Raw genomic sequence first — 18,561 nt, 5'->3', positions numbered from 1 at the left:
CTATCTCCTATTTCCTATCTCCTATTTCCTATCTCCTATTTCCTATCTCCTATTTCCTATCTCCTATTTCCTATCTCCTATTTCCTATCTCCTATTTCCTATCTCCTATTTCCTATCTCCTATTTCCTATCTCCTATTTCCTATCTCCTATTTCCTATCTCCTATTTCCTATCTCCTATTTCCTATCTCCTATTTCCTATCTCCTATTTCCTATCTCCTACTTCCCTGCGTTGACCAACGACTGATCAAACAACACTTCATAAATAACATGAGGTTCCTGTTTACCTTTCAAGCGCACGGCACCCAATTCACGCAACTCATAAGGCGATTGATTGCCAAGTGCTTGCATCAAGTTTGATGAAATAATAATCTGACCGGCTTGAGCAATACTGCACAAACGTGACGCCGTATTTACCACATCACCAATGAGTGTATAGTCTTGACGCTGATCTGAACCGATATTGCCGACTACCGCTGAACCATAGCTAATCCCAATACCCATGCCAATCTCGAAAGTTAGTTCTTCTCGCCAAATTTGTGCCAGCCGGGCAAATGCCTGTTGCATAGCAACCGCAGCCATCACGACACGCTGAGGATCATCGGGATGGCTGATTGGTGAACCGAAGACGCCAATCAAGCCATCACCCAGAAACTTATCAATAGTGCCATCATAGGCATAGAGAGCATCGGTCATCGCGGTAAAAAACCGGTTGAGGACACGTTCCACCAGCACATGAGCGTCCAACTGCTCGGTCAAGGTTGTAAAGCCGCGCATATCGGCGAAGAGCACGGCAACCGTGCGTTCCGTTGGTGTGCCGAAATCGCTACCCGCACTGAGCAGCCGTTCAGCGACTTCCGGTGATACGTAGCGGCGAAAAACGCTGCGTACCCGTTCACGCTCCTGTTGTTCCAGGCGCTTGATTGGGCTAATATCGCGAAAGACGACGACCCGCCCCAGGGTTTTTCGGTCCACGCTACGCACCGGAGCAATACTGACACTAAAGTGCAGGTGTGGCTGCGGTTCGATTTCAAGCGCGGTCGATCCCTCTTGGTCAAGCGCAGGCAAGATGGCGCGCAGCGCCGGAAACTGATCAACAGGCTGACCATAATGCGTTTTCTGGTCGATCTGCAAACGGGAGAGGGCCGCTGAATTGGCCAGCAACAGGCGAGCCTGCGGATCAATGAGCAAAATAGGATCGGTTGCACTCTGCAAAATAGCATTGAGTGTTGAACGCTCGTCATTTACAATCTGGTACAGTCGGGCATTTTCAACAATCTGGACAACAAGACTTGCCACCGTGGTGAGCAATTCTAGTTCAGCCTGCCCAAACTGCGCACGCCGATTCACTTCCAGGCATAGAAAACCTTGTGTTTGCTTTTTCACCCTCAGCGGTGCCAGCAAGAGATTATCCAACGCTTGAGCTGTAAAGATCGATTGCAGAGATGCCAGAGTCAGATCGGATCGTTCGGCAAGATCAGTTACATAGCATGGCTGTTGCACCATCGCAATTTTGGCGGCGATGTAAGGATTCTGTTGCAGTATACGAGAAAGTTCTTGATCGAATGATGATTCTTGACCATACGATGCAACGATTGTATCGGCAGGTTTGGGGCCAAACAGAACGATAGCAGTCCATTTAGCCTGAAAAATCTGCGTAACTGCCTTAGCAATCAGTTGCATATCAGTAGCCGCAGTGAGCTGAGCAGTTAACGCAAGGGAGAGACGGTTAATGTCGTTAAGTTGTCTGATGCGGCGCTGTTCGCTCTCAAACAGGCGCGCATTGCTGATGGCAATCGCCAGTTGGTTGGCAATTGCCTGTAAGATAGCCTCGTCATTGCCGGTAAACGCACCTGGCTGCGGACTACGTACCTCAATTGTGCCCAGCAACTCACGACCCAACAGGACCGGAACGCTCAGTGCTGAACGCGCCAGTGCTTCACCCGGCAATACTGGAACAAAACGCGCATCCTGGCGCAGATCATCAATCCGTAGTGGTTGTTGCTGGCGGTACACCCATCCACTCAACCCTTCTTCGAGGCTGGTGACTACCTTCGTTTCACCTAATAGATTAACCCCGGCAATCGCACGCAGCTCAAATTGATTGTCCTGACGTAGTAAAAGTGCGACCAGAGGGTATTTGAACTGATGGTGGATCATCTGCACCAGTAACCGGCTCAACTGATCCATCTGCATCAATTCAGAGAGCATCCGGTTAATCTCGTTGATCTGGCGCAACTCTTCGGCACGACGGGCCAGTAGCTCTTTCTGCTGCTCACTCAGACGATAGAGGCGAGCACTCTCCAGCGCCACCGCAGTCTGAGCAGCTACTGATGACAGTAGTTCCAGATGTTCGTTTGTGAAATGACCAGGGGTATGGTGTACCAGGGTAATAACCCCCCACGCGCGGTTGTCACGGATGATCGGCATAGCCGCTACTGAACGCACGTCCTGATGGCGTTCGGAGGTTACCAGCCAGCGCGAATCGGTGCGCGTATCGGTGATTAGGATTGGGCTACGCGACCGCAATGCCAGACCGGCCACACCGTAACGCAAAATGTCCTGGATTTCACCGGATGCTGGATGCTGGCTGCTTGAATAGAGGAGAACCTTTTCCTCGATGAAACCGGTCAGAATGATACTGGCACGAATGGCGCCAATCGCATCGGCCAGATGGTTGAGAAAACCTGTGAGAAGAACATCTAATTCGATACTGGAACCCAGATCACGCGAAAGATGCAGCAACAATTCCGTCTTACGCTGCTCTTGCTGGAGATTGCGTTGGGCACGTTGCAGACGGAGCAGGGCGCGTACTCGTGCCAGCAACAGGGTGTGGTCAACCGGTTTAAGCAGGACATCGTCTGCACCGGCATCGAGATGACTGACGCTGGTGTTCAGGTCGGCATGGGCGGAGACGATGATGATTGGAATGAATGGTTTAGTGCGGTCTGCTTTGATCCGGCGGGTTATTTCGCCTCCATCGACCCCAGGAAGCGCCAGATCGAGCAAGATCAGGTCGGGAGTGATTAACTGGAGAAAGTTCAGCGCCTCTTCGCCCGTGGTTGCTACCGAAACCCGGAAGCCATGGCGGGTGAGAATAGCTTGAAAAATACGACGAATGTCATTATCGTCTTCAACGATAAGAATGTGTGCTGATTCGGACATAAACACTCCCTGACAGGAAGTTCCGATTAGTAGTATAACACGTCTGAAACGGTTTTTCTCTCGTCTTCGGAGTGAGTACTATTTCTGTAGTTGGGAAGAGCCTATCTGCATTGACTCGGAACCTGCCTTTCCAGGTAATCATCTGACACGGGCTGCTCTGGCGCGAGGCATGGTATTCACCCACTGACCAGGCAGTGGCCGATGGATGACAAACCCTGTCTTAAACTATTGCAGTCGTGTCAGGATTGAACTTAAGGCATGGCAAAACAACCCCGTGCGTCGGGGTAGCACCGGCAGAGTCAGGGTGTTGCCAGATAGGGCTTTAGTCTTGCCAGGTCGGCAAGTGCTCTTCAGCAGATCTGCCTGGCTTGTCAGGCATAGCCTTCGACAAGCGCAGAGTATTCGACCATCTGGTCAATACCGGCGACATTCATCTCACCGTTTGGCTGCGCTGATGGCAGCTCGCAACCGGTTCAAAGGTCAGCTTATCTGGCCGGCAATCAAAACCGGACCGGTGGGGCCAGGGCTGCCGGGAGCCGGTTCAGCCGTAATGGCCAGTGTCACGCCACTCGCCACCTGTGCTGCCGGCAAGCGGACGAAGCCATAGCCATTCGGGTCAACAGTAAAGACACCACCACTGACAGGAGCAGCATTACCTTCGATGAGCCAGAGCTGATAGACCTGATCGGCGGAAAGAGGTGGTAGGGCTGCAATAACTACCAGATTCCCTTCTGGATCACGAAATACCGATCCCTGACCATTGTCCCCTTGCAGTGCAGCCAGAGGGTCTGGCGTGACAAGGACGGCGGCCAGTTGTTGAGATGCAGCCTGCGCAGTCGCAGCGATCATTTGCGCCTGATCGCGCTGTTGAATGATCGTTGCCAGTTGAGCTTGCAAACTGTTGATGTACCAGACCAGACCAAAGACAGCGACGGCAAGGACTACCGTCAAACTGCCGAGAACTGCCTGCCAGCTTCGCCACCAATGCCGGTAGGATGAAGATTTCTCGACCTGTGTTGAGCGACGTCCTACGGCATAATCGATGGTTCGCTGGCGCCACTCTGGAGGTAGTTTCGGTTGTTCGAGACCATACGGCAACAAATCAGCAGCCGCACGCAGCTCGGCCAGAGTTTGCTGTAATGCCGGTTGCTCTGTCAGCAGACGTTGCACCCGTTCGCGCTCTGCCGGTTCGAGCGCATCGAGTGCGTAAGCCGCCAGCAACTCGGTTATATCGTCAGATCGTTCCGATGAAGGTTCCATGCTACGACTCCGCCAGCATTCGCAACAGTTCACGCAATTTTGTCAAACCAAGTCGCAATCGTGTTTTGATAGTACCAAGTGGTTCACCAAGTCGCTCGGCAATCTCTGCTTGCGTCAAACCACCGTAATATGCCATCTCAATTGCCTGGCGCTGTGGTGATGGCAGGTCAGCCAGGGCTGCGCGCACTGCTTCACGCAAGATGCGTTGCTCAACATCGTGTTCAATGTCTGAGGATGTTGAAGGATGAGGTGTAGCATCAATGCCGGTCAATTCACGGCTGCGCCCTCGTTCACGTTTACTGCGGAGCGCGTCGATTGCCCGATGGCGGCTGATACCAATAATCCAACCCGCCACGGCACCGGCCTGGCGACGAAAGCCACCTGCCGTCTGCCAGATATTCTGAAAAACGTCTTGCATAACCTCTTCGGCCGTCTGCCGATCACCGGTGATACGCAGCGCAATCGCGTATACTAATGAAGCGTACCGATCATATAGCTCGCCGAGTGCAGCTTCTTCACGCTGAACAATCAAGTCGATGAGCAATTCATCGGTCAGACCACGGAGACCAGTATCTTCAGGTGGTTGCGATGGCATTGAATACGAGACCCTCTGTTCAGTAGAGCTATGGCGATACTGTATTATAGCTGAATTGACCGGCACAAGTAATGATTGCCCACCCACAGTTGTTCCCCTCTCCTGTGCAGCCGCTAAACATACACAAGCCTGCCAGGAGATGCTCTCCCTGGCAGGCCCGGCCTCTGCCTGACACGACGCGCTTAGAATACCCTGGTATAGGGTTGGGTTGGATCGGACTTCACACCACCGAGAACGGCCGCAATTTGAGCAGCAGTGGGTGCGGTGACCGGCCCGATGAAGCCCTGACCGCCTTGCAAGAACGGTGCCAGCGTGGGCACTGCATCAGAAACGTTGTAGTAAATCGGTAGCGGTAAGGGCAGGTTGTTCGGGGCAAAGCCGCCAATGTCACGGATCAAGGCCAGGTGCTGCGCTTCGCTGCACGCATGCTGGGCCGTGGTGCCGGCCAGCCGATCAGCACCCAATTCGGCAAAGCGGCGTGTGGCTGCAAGGTAAGCTCCGACAAACGCGGTCTCGGCATCTGCTCCGACCTGAACGAAGAGGGCCGGGTCACGTAGCAAATTGGCCGGAACATAGAACTGATTGGTCAAAGCCTGACCACCGTTGCTGACCAGAAAATCGAGGTGGTACTTCTCGGCATCGAGGGCCAGCTTGAGGTAGAGAATGTCCTCTTCGTGCAGTTTGAATTGGGCTGAGGTTAACGCAGCGTAGTAGAACGTGGTTGCCAGTGTCTCGGCTGTTGCAGCCAGGTTCAGAATAAGCTGTGGATCGTCTTTGCGATCATGGCCGGCTGAGGCAGATTGAATCCCGAACAGATTGGCGAAGCTGGCAACAACCAGACCGCCACCGATACCGGCAATGCCCTTAATCAGACTCCGACGAGAGAAGACACCCTGATTTGTTTGTTCGGCTGTCACTGTCTTACCTCCGCTTTCAGATGATGTTTGGTGCATGCCCGTGCATGCGCCTTCATCTATCTGTGCGAAGGTTTTGCCATTTTGGATGTCAGGATCGGAACATCTATGCCAGGAATTTGGAAAGATCACCGTAAACCGGCAGCAGTGGCAATGGTATGGGTGTGAATGTCAACAGTGTCACTGATCTGACGGGCATAGCCGCCGGCCATCGTCACCGCAACCGGTACGCCTGCTGCCCGGCAGTAGCTAAAGACCAGACGGTCGCGCTCGGCCAGACCGGCTTTGGTCAGGCTCAACCGACCCAGCCGGTCGTCGTAATAGGGATCGGCACCGGCCAGATAGATCACCAGATCAGGGCGGGCAATTGCAAAGACCTGGCGCACCCCCCACTCCAGCGCATCGAGATAGGCCGTATCGCCAGTAGCATCAGGAAGGGCAATATCCAGGTCACTCTGCTGTTTGCGAAAAGGAAAATTGTGAGCGCCGTGAATCGAAAAGGTAAAGACGGTTGGATCACCCGTGAAGATGGCCGCAGTGCCATCACCCTGATGCACATCGCAATCGATGATGGCAATGCGTTGAACACGTCCTTCGGACTGCATGGCGCGTGCGGCGACGGCGGCATCGTTGAACACACAATAGCCGGCGCCGGCATCGGCGAAGGCATGATGGGTACCACCGGCCAGATTCACGCCTACCCCTTCGCTCAGGGCTACCCGACAGGCGGCTATCGTTGCCCCTGCCGAACGCCGCGAGCGTTCGACCATCTGCGGCGACCAGGGAAAACCGATGCGCCGAATTTCGGCACTGGTCAAGTGTCCATTGATGACCCGCTCAACGTAGTTCGCGTCATGCGCCCGGCACAGCTCGGTGATACTGGCCGGTTCGGGAACGTGCAACCGCTCAGGCGTTACAATCCCCTCACTCAGCACCCGCTCCCGAAGCAGCGCATACTTCTCCATCGGAAAACGGTGCCCTGGCGGTAGTGGCAAGACAAACGTATCAGAATAAAAGGCGCGCATCTACTCCGAAGCATTCATTGAAAGCTGACGCTGGCGACGCTCTTCCCCCAGCCAGCGCAAGGCTCGAACAACCAACAGAGCGACAGTGAGAGGAATCAATACCAGACCTACAACTGTAGTATAGATCGACAATCCGGCACTGCCGGTTGCCTGCAAAACCAGATACAGCGTATAGCTCAGGTAATAGACCAGTAAGAGACTACCTTCCCGTTGCGACACCATCCGGCGGGTAAAGAAAATCGGCCAACAGATGATCGCTGCCCCAAGCATCACCGGTAGGTCAAGCCAGATCGTTGCTTCAGGCACGGCAATCGGTTGTGGTGACAGGATCATCGTCGTACTCAGAACAAGGAGCAGATTGAGAATATTACTCCCGATCACATTCCCAACCGCAATATCACGTTCACCCCGTAAACCGGCGATCACCGATGTCGCAATCTCTGGGAGTGAGGTACCAACAGCGACAATCGTCAGCCCGATAATCAACTCACTCACGCCAAACCAGCTTGCAAAGGTAACTGCACCATCGACCAGCCAGCGCGCACCCAGAATGAGTAATACCAGGCCGCCGACGACCATTGCCAGTTGGAGAACAATCGCACGCCAGTGCCGTTGAGTAGTTCGAGCATGATGCAGTGTCTCGTGAGTGCTATTTCGCGGCCACATAATCCATCCATAGCCTGTCAAGGCCAGCAGCATAATCATCCCATCAACCCACGATAACGTGCGATCAAGGGCGAGCAAAAAGGTCAGGAGAGAGGCGCCGATCATAATTGGCAGGTCACGGCGGAAAATTTGCTGATCAACCGGCAGTGAGCCAAACATCGCCGCTACACCCAGAATGAGCATCACATTGGCAATATTACTCCCGACGATGTTGCCGAGTGTAATGGCGCCCTGGCCGTCGAACGCAGCTTGCAGGCTAACGGCAATTTCCGGGGAACTCGTACCAACGGCAACAACGGTCAGACCAATAATCAGCGAAGAGACACCCAGGCCGGCAGCCAGACTGGCTGCCCCGCGCACCAGCAGATCGGCACCCAATACAAGCAGCACAATGCCTGCGATGAAAAGAACGACAACCATAATCTATATCCTGACACAACATACCCCCTGTCAATGACAGGGGGCAGAGGATCCCGCACACGAGCCAGTTGAGGCGCGACCGGCTCGAAGGGAAGCGTTAGTAACGCCGACCGCCGAAGCCGCCGCGATCACCGCCGGAACGAGGGCCGCGGGAACCCTTGTCCTCGGCTTCATTGACTCGAATTTCACGCCCGTTGATCGGACGACCGTTCGTCTGGCTGATCACAGTCGCTACATCAGCGACTTCCATTTCGACAAAGCCGAATCCACGTGAACGACCAGTCTCGCGATCGTTAATCACCCGTGCGCTACGTACATCGCCGTAGTCCTGAAAGAAGGCCTCTAGCGTTGCATCATCAACGCTCCAGGCCAAATTACCGACAAAAAGCTTCACGTACATTCCGGTCCCACTCCCTCCGCGTTGGTTGATCAACGCAGTCACTCACGGGGCTAATGCCCACAAACCACGCCTCCGAAACAAACACCGGACGCTTCGCCTCAGAGCGAACGGCGGCCCACAGCGCCGCGTGCTGTTCCTCAGGCGTGGAGGTCATGCGGACGGGGGAGTCGATCGGGCCTCAAACGGACGAACGGACTCTCGCGGCGACGTGACGCTGTGTAACGGCTATAGTGTATCACATTTGCAGCCGGATGAAAAGACGGTTGAGAGTTCTAAATTCGAGCATGTCATTAGTTTAAGAGAAACAGATTAGGTTCTGTGCCCGATGACATCAAGCGAGTGGCACAGACTCTGTCATGACCACGCTCATACACGGCAGAGAGACCACCTACGCCTGCCGCCCAATCAGACGTTGCGTCAGTGAACGTAACTGATTACGGGCTGCGGCTGCCGCCGCGGTAGCCGGATTCAGGCGATCCAGGGCTTTGAAGGCGTCCTGATGATGTTCATTTGCCATTGCAGCGCAGAAGGCACGTGATCCGGCAGCATCGAGAATAGCCATCGCCTGCATCACAGCAGCCTCGTCGAGTGTGGGCTGGCGGTAGAGGTCAGCCAGACGCTCGCGTTCAGGGCTATGCGTCAACGCATGCACAACCGGTAGACTGACTTTACGGCGGTAGAGATCGGCAGCGAACGGTTTACCGGTCTGTTCGGGAGCACCCCAGATACCGAGAATATCGTCTTCGATCTGGAAGGCCAGGCCAACCGCTCGCCCAAAATCGGCCAGTGCAGCCACCGTCTCTCCGTCAGCGCCGGCGGCACGGGCACCGAGTTCCGCAGCGCCGGCGATGAGAGCGGCAGTTTTGCCACCGATCATCGTCAGGTAATCAGCGGGAGTAATACTCAGATCGCCCTCAAAGCTGAGATCAAGGTATTGCCCTTCGCAGATGCGGAGGATGATCTCATCGAAACGACGCAGAATCGATAACACCCGCTCTGCCGGCAAGCCGCGTTCGCTCAGGCGGTGAATAGCCAGATGAGCGATGACAAACATGGCATCGCCGGCATTGATGCCATGGGCCAGCCCCCAGATGTGCCACAGTGTGCGCCGTCCACGCCGCATAGCACTGTCATCTTCGATGTCATCGTGGATGAGCGAGAAGTCGTGCAATAACTGAATACCGGCGGCAAGCGGCAACGCCTGTTGCGGATCACCACCGGCAGCCGCACAGGCCAGTAATACGAGCTGTGGCCGGATCAACTTGCCTGGATCGGCGTCCGCCGGCGTCAAATCCTCATTGCGCCAGCCGAGATGGTACTCCTGCATGGCGTAAAACCGGCTCAACCGCCCTTCGACCACCGGAAATGCAGCACGCATTTCCGCCTGAATTTGATAACGAACGTCTGGTGTTGCTGTCATATTCATTACAAATGGTTTACAATTCTAACAGCCGAATACGACGATTTGTCGTATAAATAAGCGAGAAATAGTACTACCGATGAGTCATCGCCGTGTAATGTTTTCCTCTTCTCGAAATGCCTGTAACGCCGTACACTCGCTCTCAAGAAGTGCTGTGCTATCGCTACCGTCAACGCACGTAAAGGGGTGTATTATGGCGTTCAACCTGCGTTTCCGCTTCAGCCCGACGAAAGATGGTCTGGTTAAGGTACTGGGTCCACTCGAGACAGAGATTATGCAAATCCTCTGGCAAGAGGGATCGAGTACAGTGAAAAAGGTACATCGGAAGCTGGCCCAACAGCGCGATATTGCGTACACAACCGTTATGACTACTATGAGTCGCCTGGCCGATAAGGGTGTCCTGAATCGTGAGCGCGACGGGCTGGCATACGTGTACACCCCGGTTATCTCTGAAGATGAATTTGTTAATTTGGTTGTACGACAGGTTCTGGATGGCCTACTTGATGATTATAGCGATACTGCCATTTCGTACATGGTTGATTATCTGGCAAAAAATAATCCTGCCGAATTGCGTCGCCTCCAGCGTGAGATTAGTCAGCGGTTAAACGGAACAAAGTAATCGCTTTCCCAAACGGTGAGTGGCGTGGATTGACATCCGCGCCACTCGCTGCTGTTCATCTACGACAGAGCCTCTCCCCACAAGTCGTACGCAGTCGCCTGGGTAACCTGTACCGGTATCATTGTACCCGCTGGATAGTTGCCCCAGACAAACACCTGACCGTCAATCTCAGGTGCATCACGGAACGAGCGCCCGATACTCAGCGCACTGCCATCATCTGCCGTGCCATTCCCTTCGATCAACACCTTGATCGTTCGCCCCACCCAGCGCTGATTGCGCGTATAGGAGATGGTTTGTTGCAGACGCATCAGCTCGTGCCAGCGCCGCTCGATCACCTGGGGGCGTACCTGATCGGGCAATTCGGCAGCTGGTGTTCCTGGTTCGCGGGAGTAGCGAAAGGCACCGACCCGGTCGAGTTGGGCAGTTTGCAAGAACTCCAGCAGGGCGTGGAATTCAGCCGTGGTTTCGCCGGGATACCCGACAATGAATGTTGAACGGATGGCAATATCGGGCATCGCAGCCCGTAGTTCAGCGATAATCCGCAGGGTGCGGTCGGTGTCCGGTGGCCGGCGCATCCGCCGCAGCGTAGCCGGATGCGCATGTTGCAACGGCATATCGAGGTAGTGGCAGATTTGAGGGTAGCTGGCCATCGTGGTAATCAGCCGCTCGCTGATACCGTGCGGGTAAGCGTACATCAGGCGAATCCAGGTCTCTGGGGGCGTTACCTGACACAACTCGGCCAGGAGCGTGGCCAGACCATCTTTCAAACCAAGATCACGTCCGTAGTCGGTCAGATGCTGCGCAACCAGCACAATCTCCCGGACGCCTCCGGCAACCAGTTCTTGCGCTTCCGCCAGCACCGCACCGACCGGCTTCGAGCGCATATCGCCCTTGAAGCTGGGAATTGTGCAGAAGGCGCAGCGCAGGTTGCAGCCATCGGAGATTTTGAGGTAGGCGGAGGGTGTCTGGTGTGTGCGCCGAATCTGCGTTGTGCGCCAATCGGCATACGAGGTCGGCTGGCCGTTTGTGGTCGTCGTCAGTGGAATGGTGGCCACCGGTTGCCCTGGCGTCAACGGAATAACCGGGCGTTCCAGTTGCCCGACCAGCGCGTTGATCTGCGTCCACTGCTGCGTACCCAGCGTTGCGTCTACGCCTTGCACACCGGCCACCTCGTGTGGATGGCTCTGCGCCATACAACCGGCGGCAATGAGCCGTTGACCGGGGCGTTTACGCCCGGCCAGTTCTTTCAGGACACCAAGGGTTTCGGCACGCGCAGCCGCGATAAAACTACAGGTGTTAACAATAATAACATCGGCCTCTTCAGCCGAAGCAACTGCCTGATGACCCTGTGTGCTGAGCAGCCCATCCATTCCCTCGCTATCGACAGCATTTTTGGGGCATCCCAGCGTAACGATGTGATATTTCATTGGTTACGTTCTCTATATATTGTTGTACATTCTTGTAAAAGGATACAGCATCCTCTCGTTCCATTATAGATCGAGTTTCAGCGCGAGCGTGTACCAGGGCCGGTCGCCCGTGCCATTGGCGAGAGGGTTTTTACCGTGATCGCGCAAAACCTCCGCTGAGCATGAAGGTATCAGGAGGATCACACCGGGCACCGCCAGGGAATATGGTTAGCGATAATTGGTCATCTGCAAAGGTACTGGAATCTCGCCTTCGCGTTCGCGGAGAAATGCGATTACCGCCTGTAATTCATCACGGCTCTTCCCGGCGACGCGCAGTGAATCACCCTGAATGCGGGGCTGCACTTTGGGAAAGCGATCCCGGATCATCTTGCTCAATTTCTTTGCCAGCTCACTATCGATGCCACGGCGTAGCGTCACCACCTGACGTACCCGCCCACCACTGGCATCGGTAGGTTTGCCGTAGTCAAAGATTTTAAGTGACAGCTTGCGGCGCAGCGCTTTTGTCTCCAGCACATCACGCACACTCCGCAGGCTCATCTCGCTGTCAGCTTCAATGATCAGCTCTGTTTTCGTCAGGGTGATTGTTACACCAGCATCTTTCAGATCGTATCGTGTTTGAACTTCACGCAGGGTTTGGTCAACCGCGTTCACCAGTTCTTGTTGATCGAAATCTGACACAATATCAAAGCTATTTTCGGCGGGCATGGACTTACTCCCTATCAGAATGTACTAATTTGGTGGCCATGACCAGTTGACCGGCTGGCCGGGCACGGTGCCGAGTGGTCCCTGTTGCAGCCCATTAACCGTCACTTCCACATCGGTAGGGTTTCCAGCCCGAATAAAGACGCGACGCTGGGCTGTAAAGGTGCGTTGATCACCGGCACGCATAATCGCCTCAAAGACAGTACTCCCATCAACCTGTACTCGTACCCAGGAATTCTCGTTGCCACGCACATTGGGAACCCGTACTTCAACAACAATTGGCGCGGACTGAGTTGCTTCCGGTTCGGGAGTAGGTGAGATTGCCGGGGTCAGCACCACGGGCGAAGGAGTTGGCGTAGCGACGAGATTGACTGTGGTCGGTGGTGGGCTAGGCGTCGGTAGCGGTGAAGGGGGCACAATTGTCGGTGAGGGAGCGATGCCGGCTGGAGGAGTGGCACGCTCGCCAATCCGACCCAGAGCGCTGAGGCCGACATAGGCCAGACCGACAAGCGCCAGGGTTATAAAGAAGATGGCAAAAAAACTGGGCAGCACATACATGCGCGTGCGGGGAGGGTTAGTTGCCGGAACAATCCGAATCTTGTCGGTAGCACCACGTTCCCGCCGGTAGAGTTCAATCATCTCATCTGGGGACAACCCCAGGTATTGGGCATAATTCCGAATAAAGCCACGGGCAACAACATCTCCTGGCAAACGCTCGAACGCCCCTTCCTCTAGCGCTTGCAACGATTGCAGAAGAATGCGGGTGTCAGCCGCTGCCTGAGCTAGTGAAATGCCGTTCGCTTCCCGCGCCCGTCGTAGACGCGCGCCCAACTCACTCATAACGCTTCCTTCTGCCGCAATGCTGGCTCCCTACCATCCTCCCCTATGGTATGGTGATATTAGATACTTTCTTCCTGGGGTCAGTATACCACAATCATCATTTGCCGCTAACAGCAGAGCGCAGAACCGCTCACGTTATTGTTTGCAAATCAATGTCAGGCACCGATCTGGTACGGCCCGGTCAGAACTTTTGCAACGTTGCCTGCTATTCACTCGTATCATAAGCGAGGGATAATTCCCGCATCTCCGCTAAAACTACCTGCTATATAGTGTCATAGTCAGGGGGAGAAAACCATGATGAGCACATTGTTTTTGATCGCAATTATCATTGGCGGCTTGATCGTAGTCGCCCTGATTGTCTCAGGTATCTTCTGGTTTTTAATCCAGATTGGCGTGATTGTAAAGAAAGCGGCTGAACCGCCTACACAGGATTACGGTAGCTACTCGCTCGACCAGGGACGCGATGTTGGTGAACGAGAGCGATGATTGATATGTTCAGCGTACTGGAACGTGAAGCAATCATTATTGGTGTTATCGTCGGCATCGTCGCGACTGCCATATCCTTCCTCCTGGCCGGAAGTCCACTCGCGCTTCATCTGATCGTGATAACGGTGGCGGGGGGCTTGATTTGTGGCCTGGCAATGCTTATAAAGTAGCACGCGCAGATAGGCGTCGCTTGCCGGCCTGGCCTGGGCGAGAGATCGCTCAGGTCAGCTAATCCTATGCGCTTGTCACTGAGAACAATGGTCTGGACGTTATCCATTCCCAAAATAGTCGGAGTCAACTCGTTTGAGTTGATAGGTAGAGACGGTTGCCACGCCTACATCGTAGTCGATCATAAGCTCCGCTAAACGTTTTCCATCAATCAAGACGATCTTCGTATCAATATTTGCAACATAATTAATAGCCTCAGCCGAGAAAGTAGAAGTTGTAATGAAAATACCTTTTCTTGCTCGCTTTCCCATCAAAGCGCCAACAAATTTTTGAATTTCTGGGCGGCCAACAACGTTATCCCACCGTTTTGCTTGAATATAAATCGTATCAAGACCCAGCCGATCTTCATCAATGATACCATCGATTCCTTCATCTCCAACCTGGCCAACGGCCCGTGCGGCATCACGCCGCGAGCCACCATACCCCATGTTCACGAGTAATTCGACAACAAGTCGTTCAAAAAACGCCGGAGGGCTTTGCTTTACCAGTTTGAGCAATTCTTGAGCCAGGTTATTTCTGATCTCTTGATAGGCATCTTCAAGAACCTCTTCAGGTGTTTGTTCTTTCTCTTCAAAGATTGTTAATTTCGGTCGTCGCCGAAACTCAAGATATTCGGGAAATTGTTCCAGAAATCTTATATCAATTCGCGAAGGGTTTTGTTGCAGAACTTGCTGACCACGAGCGGTAATGCGGTAGTATGAGCGTCGGGTTGTTTCGAGCAGTCCTGCTTTGGCTAGATACGTTCTGGCCCAGCCGACGCGATTGTAAAACAAGGTTTGCTTACCGCTCGGCAGCAATTCGCGTAACTCTTCTTCACTTAGGGAAAATGTCTCGGCAAGACGATCCAACAAACCCTGGATCGAGTGCTCTTGACCATCGGCCATCACCCGTAGCATGGGCAGCATGATCGTTTGGAAATCGGGAATTGGCATATCGACTCTGCCATCAGATATCATCTACTCGGCTACCGGCTCGCCTGCGCTTCAGGGTACGTCGCAATCCGTCGTTCGCCCTGGCGTTGGGTGAGACGCTCGATCCGCGCAGCCACCTCGCGTAACACTCGCGGTTTATCGATGGTAAGCAGGGTACGCCTGTGCATCAGGATGCGACCATCAACGATCACTGTATCAACATCGGCAGCCTGCGAACTGTAGAGCAACGCTGCTGCCGGGTTGTGCAGCGGCTGCGTATGGGCAGTTGCGCATTGTACCAGGGCAAGATCGGCACGGGCACCAACCTGCAAGACACCGATCCCGTCCCATTGCAACGCGCGGGCACCGGCGCCGGTAGCCAGTTCGAGCGTAGTTCCGATTGGCATACAACGGGCATCACTCTGGCGTAGCTTTTCGAGCAGGGCCAGCAGGCGAGCCGACTCCAGAATATCGTAGGTGTTATTGCTTGCCGCACCGTCACTCCCAAGCGCAACGGTGACCCCCGCTTCGCGCATTGCCAGCGTTGGCGCAACACCGATGCCCAGTTTCATCTCGGTTTTCGGAGTAACGGCCACCGCTACACCATGGGCTGCCAGGGTCGCAATATCCTCTGGTGACACGTGGGCAACGTGCGCTGCCAGGGCCGGTACGTCGAACAGGCCGGCGTTGCGGGCGACGGAGACCGGTGAACAGCCGTGGGTAGCGAGACTCTGGGCCACCTGGGCTGCGGTTTCGGAAAGGTGAATATGAATACCGACGCCGAGTTCACGCGCTGTCTGGGCCACCCGTCGCAACAACGATGGTGTGCAGGTATACGGTGAATGCGGCCCCATCCAGACCCGAATCCGATCTGCCTCAGCACCGTGCCACTGCTCGACAAACTGACGTGCCTGACTCAATTGTTCGTGTTCATCAGCCCCCGAAAAGATCGTCCAGGCCAGCAGTGCACGCATCCCCGACTCCTGCACCGCCTGGACAATTGCATCCATAGCAAAGTAATGATCGGCGACGCAGGTCACACCCGCTTCGATCATCTCAGCTAGACCGAGCAATGTGCCCCAATAGACATCTTCAGGGGTGAGATTGGTCTCCAGCGGCCAGATAATGCCGTTGAACCACTCTTCGATGGGAACATCTTCAGCGACACCGCGAAACAGACTCATCGCGGTGTGGGAGTGACTATTGATCAGACCGGGAATAGCAAGCAGACCATCAGCGGCCAGAGTTTCACGAGCAAGACCGGGGCTGATGTCGGGAGCGATGGCGACGATACGTCTATCGGTAATCGCAATATCGTGTTGCGGCAGCACGGAAGGAACGCCGTTGGCGATCTGAAGTACGTCGGCGCGTTGAACAAGAAGATCGTACATAACGTTTCTCTATATTGATATTGCACTTCGGTTATTATGGGCATTGTAACCGGAAATCTCAAGATTGACAAAAATTGAACATTTGTGCTATAATAGTCTCAGCGCCGGCATTGCACAACAATAGCCACCAGGCGCAAAGGGACGAATCGGTACGGAGAATTAGAGGAGGAAGCCATGCCGGCCAAACCACAGAGCGAACGCAGTGTCACCCGCACCTATCGTACAGCGATCAAACTCGGCGACGACTTTATCACCATCGAAGAGACGATTACCCTGCCAATTGATGCTGATGATCAGATGGTTCAGCAGGCCGTTGATCTCGGCTGGCGGATTTTTCGCAGCCAACGCGAAGCAGTCGAACAACAGATCGCCCACATTCGCGAGCAATACACGCCGGCAACGGCCATTACAGTGCGCGATCCCGATGCACCGGCCAGTGAGCGACAGCGCAACTTCATCGCTGCCCTGCAACAGGCATTGGGTTGGTCGGGTGAGCAACTCGCCAGCTTCGCCCAGCAGCATGGCTATGATCTGGTCTCGCTCAACAAAGGCCAGGCATCGGCCTTCATCGATGAGCTAAAGCGTCTGAGTGATGAACACCAGCGGGTTGTCATCGCCGAAGAGCGTGCGCGCTACGCAAATCAGCCGATCACCGATAAGCAGCGGAACGCCATTGCTTCACTGGCCCGTGACCTCTCACTCGATCCCGACGCCGAAGCACAGCGTCGGTTTCAGGCTCCGGTCGCTCAGCTTACCAACGAACAGGCAGCCACGCTGATTAATGAGTGGCAGATGGCTCAGCGGGCAAGGGATGGTCGCCGGTCAGGGTAGGCAGGGTTGTAAAAGTCATCTCATTCATTATTGACAGGCTCGATCATCGTGACGAGAACGTCCGCTATCTCCATGCCCGTAGAGACGGGCGATATATGCGAGCGTATGCGGGAAAGAGGGGCTGGGGATGAGGGGCGACGAGTCGGCAGGTTCAGAGCCAGCGGGTTAAAACCCTGCCTCACTTCCTTGAAGCCCCTTCGGGGCTGGCCTGCTGGTGGGGAGCAGGCGCCATACGCACGCATGAGTAGCCTCAGCGGGGCTGCCACGTCGTGAGGGCGAGCGTCAGCCCGCACGAGCGCAGGGCTGGCCTGGCGGTGGAAAGCAGGACGCTGCGGAACCCATAACCGCCTGGTGTGCGTGACGAACGATGCGCCGTGTCCAGCACGATGCGCTATGAGGGGTCATACCGGCTGCTGAGTGACATATGGGTAATGCATAGCGCACGCGGGAGAGGGGCGACAGAAGTCTTCTCCAGGGCATCCTGATGCGTTAGCTGATATGTTCTGTTCACCTGTGAGCATGGACGTGCGAGCCTCCGGCTCCATCCCCTTGGGCGCACGAGCCTTCGACGCCGTCACCCTGGGAGTGCGCGCCTCCGGCGCGCCCAAAACCCGTGTCCGTTAACCCTGCCGACACTCACCGATTCAATTCGCGTCTCCGGTGTTTGAAGTACGGCAGCCAGGCTGCTATATCGGCCATGCTGCGTGATACCAATCCGTGGAATGCACCGGTCATCGGTCGATGGTAGACGAAGGGACACAGCAGTGTCGTGCAGTAGGCCGGGTGATGGGGTAAATTGCCGAGCACACCTCATTCCTATCCGCCCTCTCTTGTTAGATCGCTCTCCCACGTGGCCGACAGGGTGAAACCACGCTACATTTCAGGGCATCTTTTACGAGACTGACCGGAATGCAGTATGCTCACTTCTCACCACCCTGGGAGCGCGCACCTCCGGCGCGCTCAAAACCTGTGTCTGCTAAACCTGCTGTCAATCGCCGATCAATTCGCGTCTCCGGTGTTTGAAGGACGGCAGCCAGACTTCTGTATCGGCCATGCTGCGTGATACCAATCCGTGGAATGCACCGGTTCACCGGTCGATGGTGGAACAGAGGGACACAGCAGTAGTGTGCGGTAGGCCGGGTGATGGGGTAAATTGCCGAGCACACCTCATTCCTATCCGCCCTCTCTTGTTAGATCGCTCTCCCACGTGGCCGACAGGGTGAAACCACGCTACATTTCAGGGCATCTTTTACGAGACTGACC

17 protein-coding genes are annotated in these 18,561 nt (G+C 54.9%); 4 read left to right on the top strand and 13 right to left on the bottom strand.

Translation table 11 applies throughout. The annotated features are described in order from the left end of the window. Positions 1-217: 217 nt before the first annotated feature. From CAUR_RS09735 to CAUR_RS09700, 8 genes are all read right to left on the bottom strand, one after another. Positions 218-3,163, bottom strand: coding sequence for a GAF domain-containing protein (locus CAUR_RS09735; RefSeq protein WP_012257733.1), 2,946 nt, complete (start codon positions 3,161-3,163; stop codon positions 218-220). Between the two features lie 480 nt (positions 3,164-3,643). After that, positions 3,644-4,423, bottom strand: coding sequence for an anti-sigma factor (locus tag CAUR_RS09730; protein WP_012257732.1), 780 nt, complete (start codon positions 4,421-4,423; stop codon positions 3,644-3,646). Position 4,424: 1 nt separating this feature from the next. Then, positions 4,425-5,018 carry a sigma-70 family RNA polymerase sigma factor gene (locus CAUR_RS09725; RefSeq protein WP_012257731.1) on the bottom strand — a complete coding sequence of 198 codons (594 nt, stop codon included), beginning with the start codon at positions 5,016-5,018 and terminating at the stop codon, positions 4,425-4,427. A gap of 182 nt (positions 5,019-5,200) precedes the next feature. Further along, positions 5,201-5,935 (bottom strand): ferritin-like domain-containing protein, encoded by a 735-nt coding sequence (locus CAUR_RS09720; protein ID WP_012257730.1) that lies wholly within the window; start codon positions 5,933-5,935, stop codon positions 5,201-5,203. Between the two features lie 125 nt (positions 5,936-6,060). Then, positions 6,061-6,957, bottom strand: a complete 897-nt coding sequence (locus tag CAUR_RS09715) for a histone deacetylase family protein (protein ID WP_012257729.1) — start codon at positions 6,955-6,957, stop codon at positions 6,061-6,063. Further along, the gene (locus CAUR_RS09710) at positions 6,958-8,043 is read right to left on the bottom strand and encodes a calcium/sodium antiporter (RefSeq protein ID WP_012257728.1); all 1,086 of its coding nucleotides are present in this window, start codon (positions 8,041-8,043) and stop codon (positions 6,958-6,960) included. 97 nt (positions 8,044-8,140) lie between these two features. After that, positions 8,141-8,443, bottom strand: coding sequence for an RNA recognition motif domain-containing protein (locus CAUR_RS09705; protein ID WP_012257727.1), 303 nt, complete (start codon positions 8,441-8,443; stop codon positions 8,141-8,143). A gap of 388 nt (positions 8,444-8,831) precedes the next feature. Beyond that, the gene (locus CAUR_RS09700; RefSeq protein WP_242605117.1) at positions 8,832-9,863 is read right to left on the bottom strand and encodes a polyprenyl synthetase family protein; all 1,032 of its coding nucleotides are present in this window, start codon (positions 9,861-9,863) and stop codon (positions 8,832-8,834) included. A gap of 193 nt (positions 9,864-10,056) precedes the next feature. On the opposite strand from CAUR_RS09700, the gene CAUR_RS09695 reads away from it, so the two are divergent. Continuing rightward, the gene (locus CAUR_RS09695; protein WP_012257725.1) at positions 10,057-10,482 is read left to right on the top strand and encodes a BlaI/MecI/CopY family transcriptional regulator; all 426 of its coding nucleotides are present in this window, start codon (positions 10,057-10,059) and stop codon (positions 10,480-10,482) included. Positions 10,483-10,541: 59 nt separating this feature from the next. Here the strand turns inward: CAUR_RS09695 and rimO are convergent, their stop codons facing one another. The 3 genes from rimO to CAUR_RS09680 form a co-directional block, all read right to left on the bottom strand. Then, complete coding sequence (gene rimO / locus CAUR_RS09690) at positions 10,542-11,909, bottom strand: 30S ribosomal protein S12 methylthiotransferase RimO (protein ID WP_012257724.1); 1,368 nt, start codon at positions 11,907-11,909, stop codon at positions 10,542-10,544. Between the two features lie 207 nt (positions 11,910-12,116). Beyond that, positions 12,117-12,614 (bottom strand): YajQ family cyclic di-GMP-binding protein, encoded by a 498-nt coding sequence (locus CAUR_RS09685; protein WP_012257723.1) that lies wholly within the window; start codon positions 12,612-12,614, stop codon positions 12,117-12,119. Positions 12,615-12,638: 24 nt separating this feature from the next. Next, positions 12,639-13,451, bottom strand: coding sequence for a helix-turn-helix domain-containing protein (locus CAUR_RS09680; protein WP_012257722.1), 813 nt, complete (start codon positions 13,449-13,451; stop codon positions 12,639-12,641). A gap of 294 nt (positions 13,452-13,745) precedes the next feature. Between CAUR_RS09680 and CAUR_RS09675 the strand changes: the two genes are divergently transcribed. Both CAUR_RS09675 and CAUR_RS09670 read left to right on the top strand, forming a co-directional pair. After that, the gene (locus tag CAUR_RS09675; protein ID WP_012257721.1) at positions 13,746-13,937 is read left to right on the top strand and encodes a hypothetical protein; all 192 of its coding nucleotides are present in this window, start codon (positions 13,746-13,748) and stop codon (positions 13,935-13,937) included. After that, a complete protein-coding gene (locus CAUR_RS09670; protein WP_015909132.1) occupies positions 13,934-14,107 on the top strand; it encodes a hypothetical protein in 174 nt (57 codons plus the stop codon). The genes CAUR_RS09675 and CAUR_RS09670 overlap by 4 nt, the downstream gene beginning before the upstream one ends. 99 nt (positions 14,108-14,206) lie before the next feature. Here the strand turns inward: CAUR_RS09670 and CAUR_RS09665 are convergent, their stop codons facing one another. Further along, on the bottom strand, positions 14,207-15,097 hold the full coding sequence (locus tag CAUR_RS09665) for a restriction endonuclease (RefSeq protein ID WP_015909131.1): 891 nt from the start codon (positions 15,095-15,097) through the stop codon (positions 14,207-14,209). Positions 15,098-15,129: 32 nt separating this feature from the next. Beyond that, positions 15,130-16,467 (bottom strand): amidohydrolase, encoded by a 1,338-nt coding sequence (locus CAUR_RS09660; RefSeq protein WP_012257719.1) that lies wholly within the window; start codon positions 16,465-16,467, stop codon positions 15,130-15,132. A gap of 174 nt (positions 16,468-16,641) precedes the next feature. Between CAUR_RS09660 and CAUR_RS09655 the strand changes: the two genes are divergently transcribed. Beyond that, complete coding sequence (locus CAUR_RS09655; protein ID WP_012257718.1) at positions 16,642-17,298, top strand: hypothetical protein; 657 nt, start codon at positions 16,642-16,644, stop codon at positions 17,296-17,298. Positions 17,299-18,561: the final 1,263 nt, after the last annotated feature.

The organism is Chloroflexus aurantiacus J-10-fl (assembly GCF_000018865.1).
Classification (GTDB): domain Bacteria; phylum Chloroflexota; class Chloroflexia; order Chloroflexales; family Chloroflexaceae; genus Chloroflexus; species Chloroflexus aurantiacus.
Note: the sequence above shows the minus strand (reverse complement) of the source record. Positions and strands in the feature narration are given on the sequence as shown.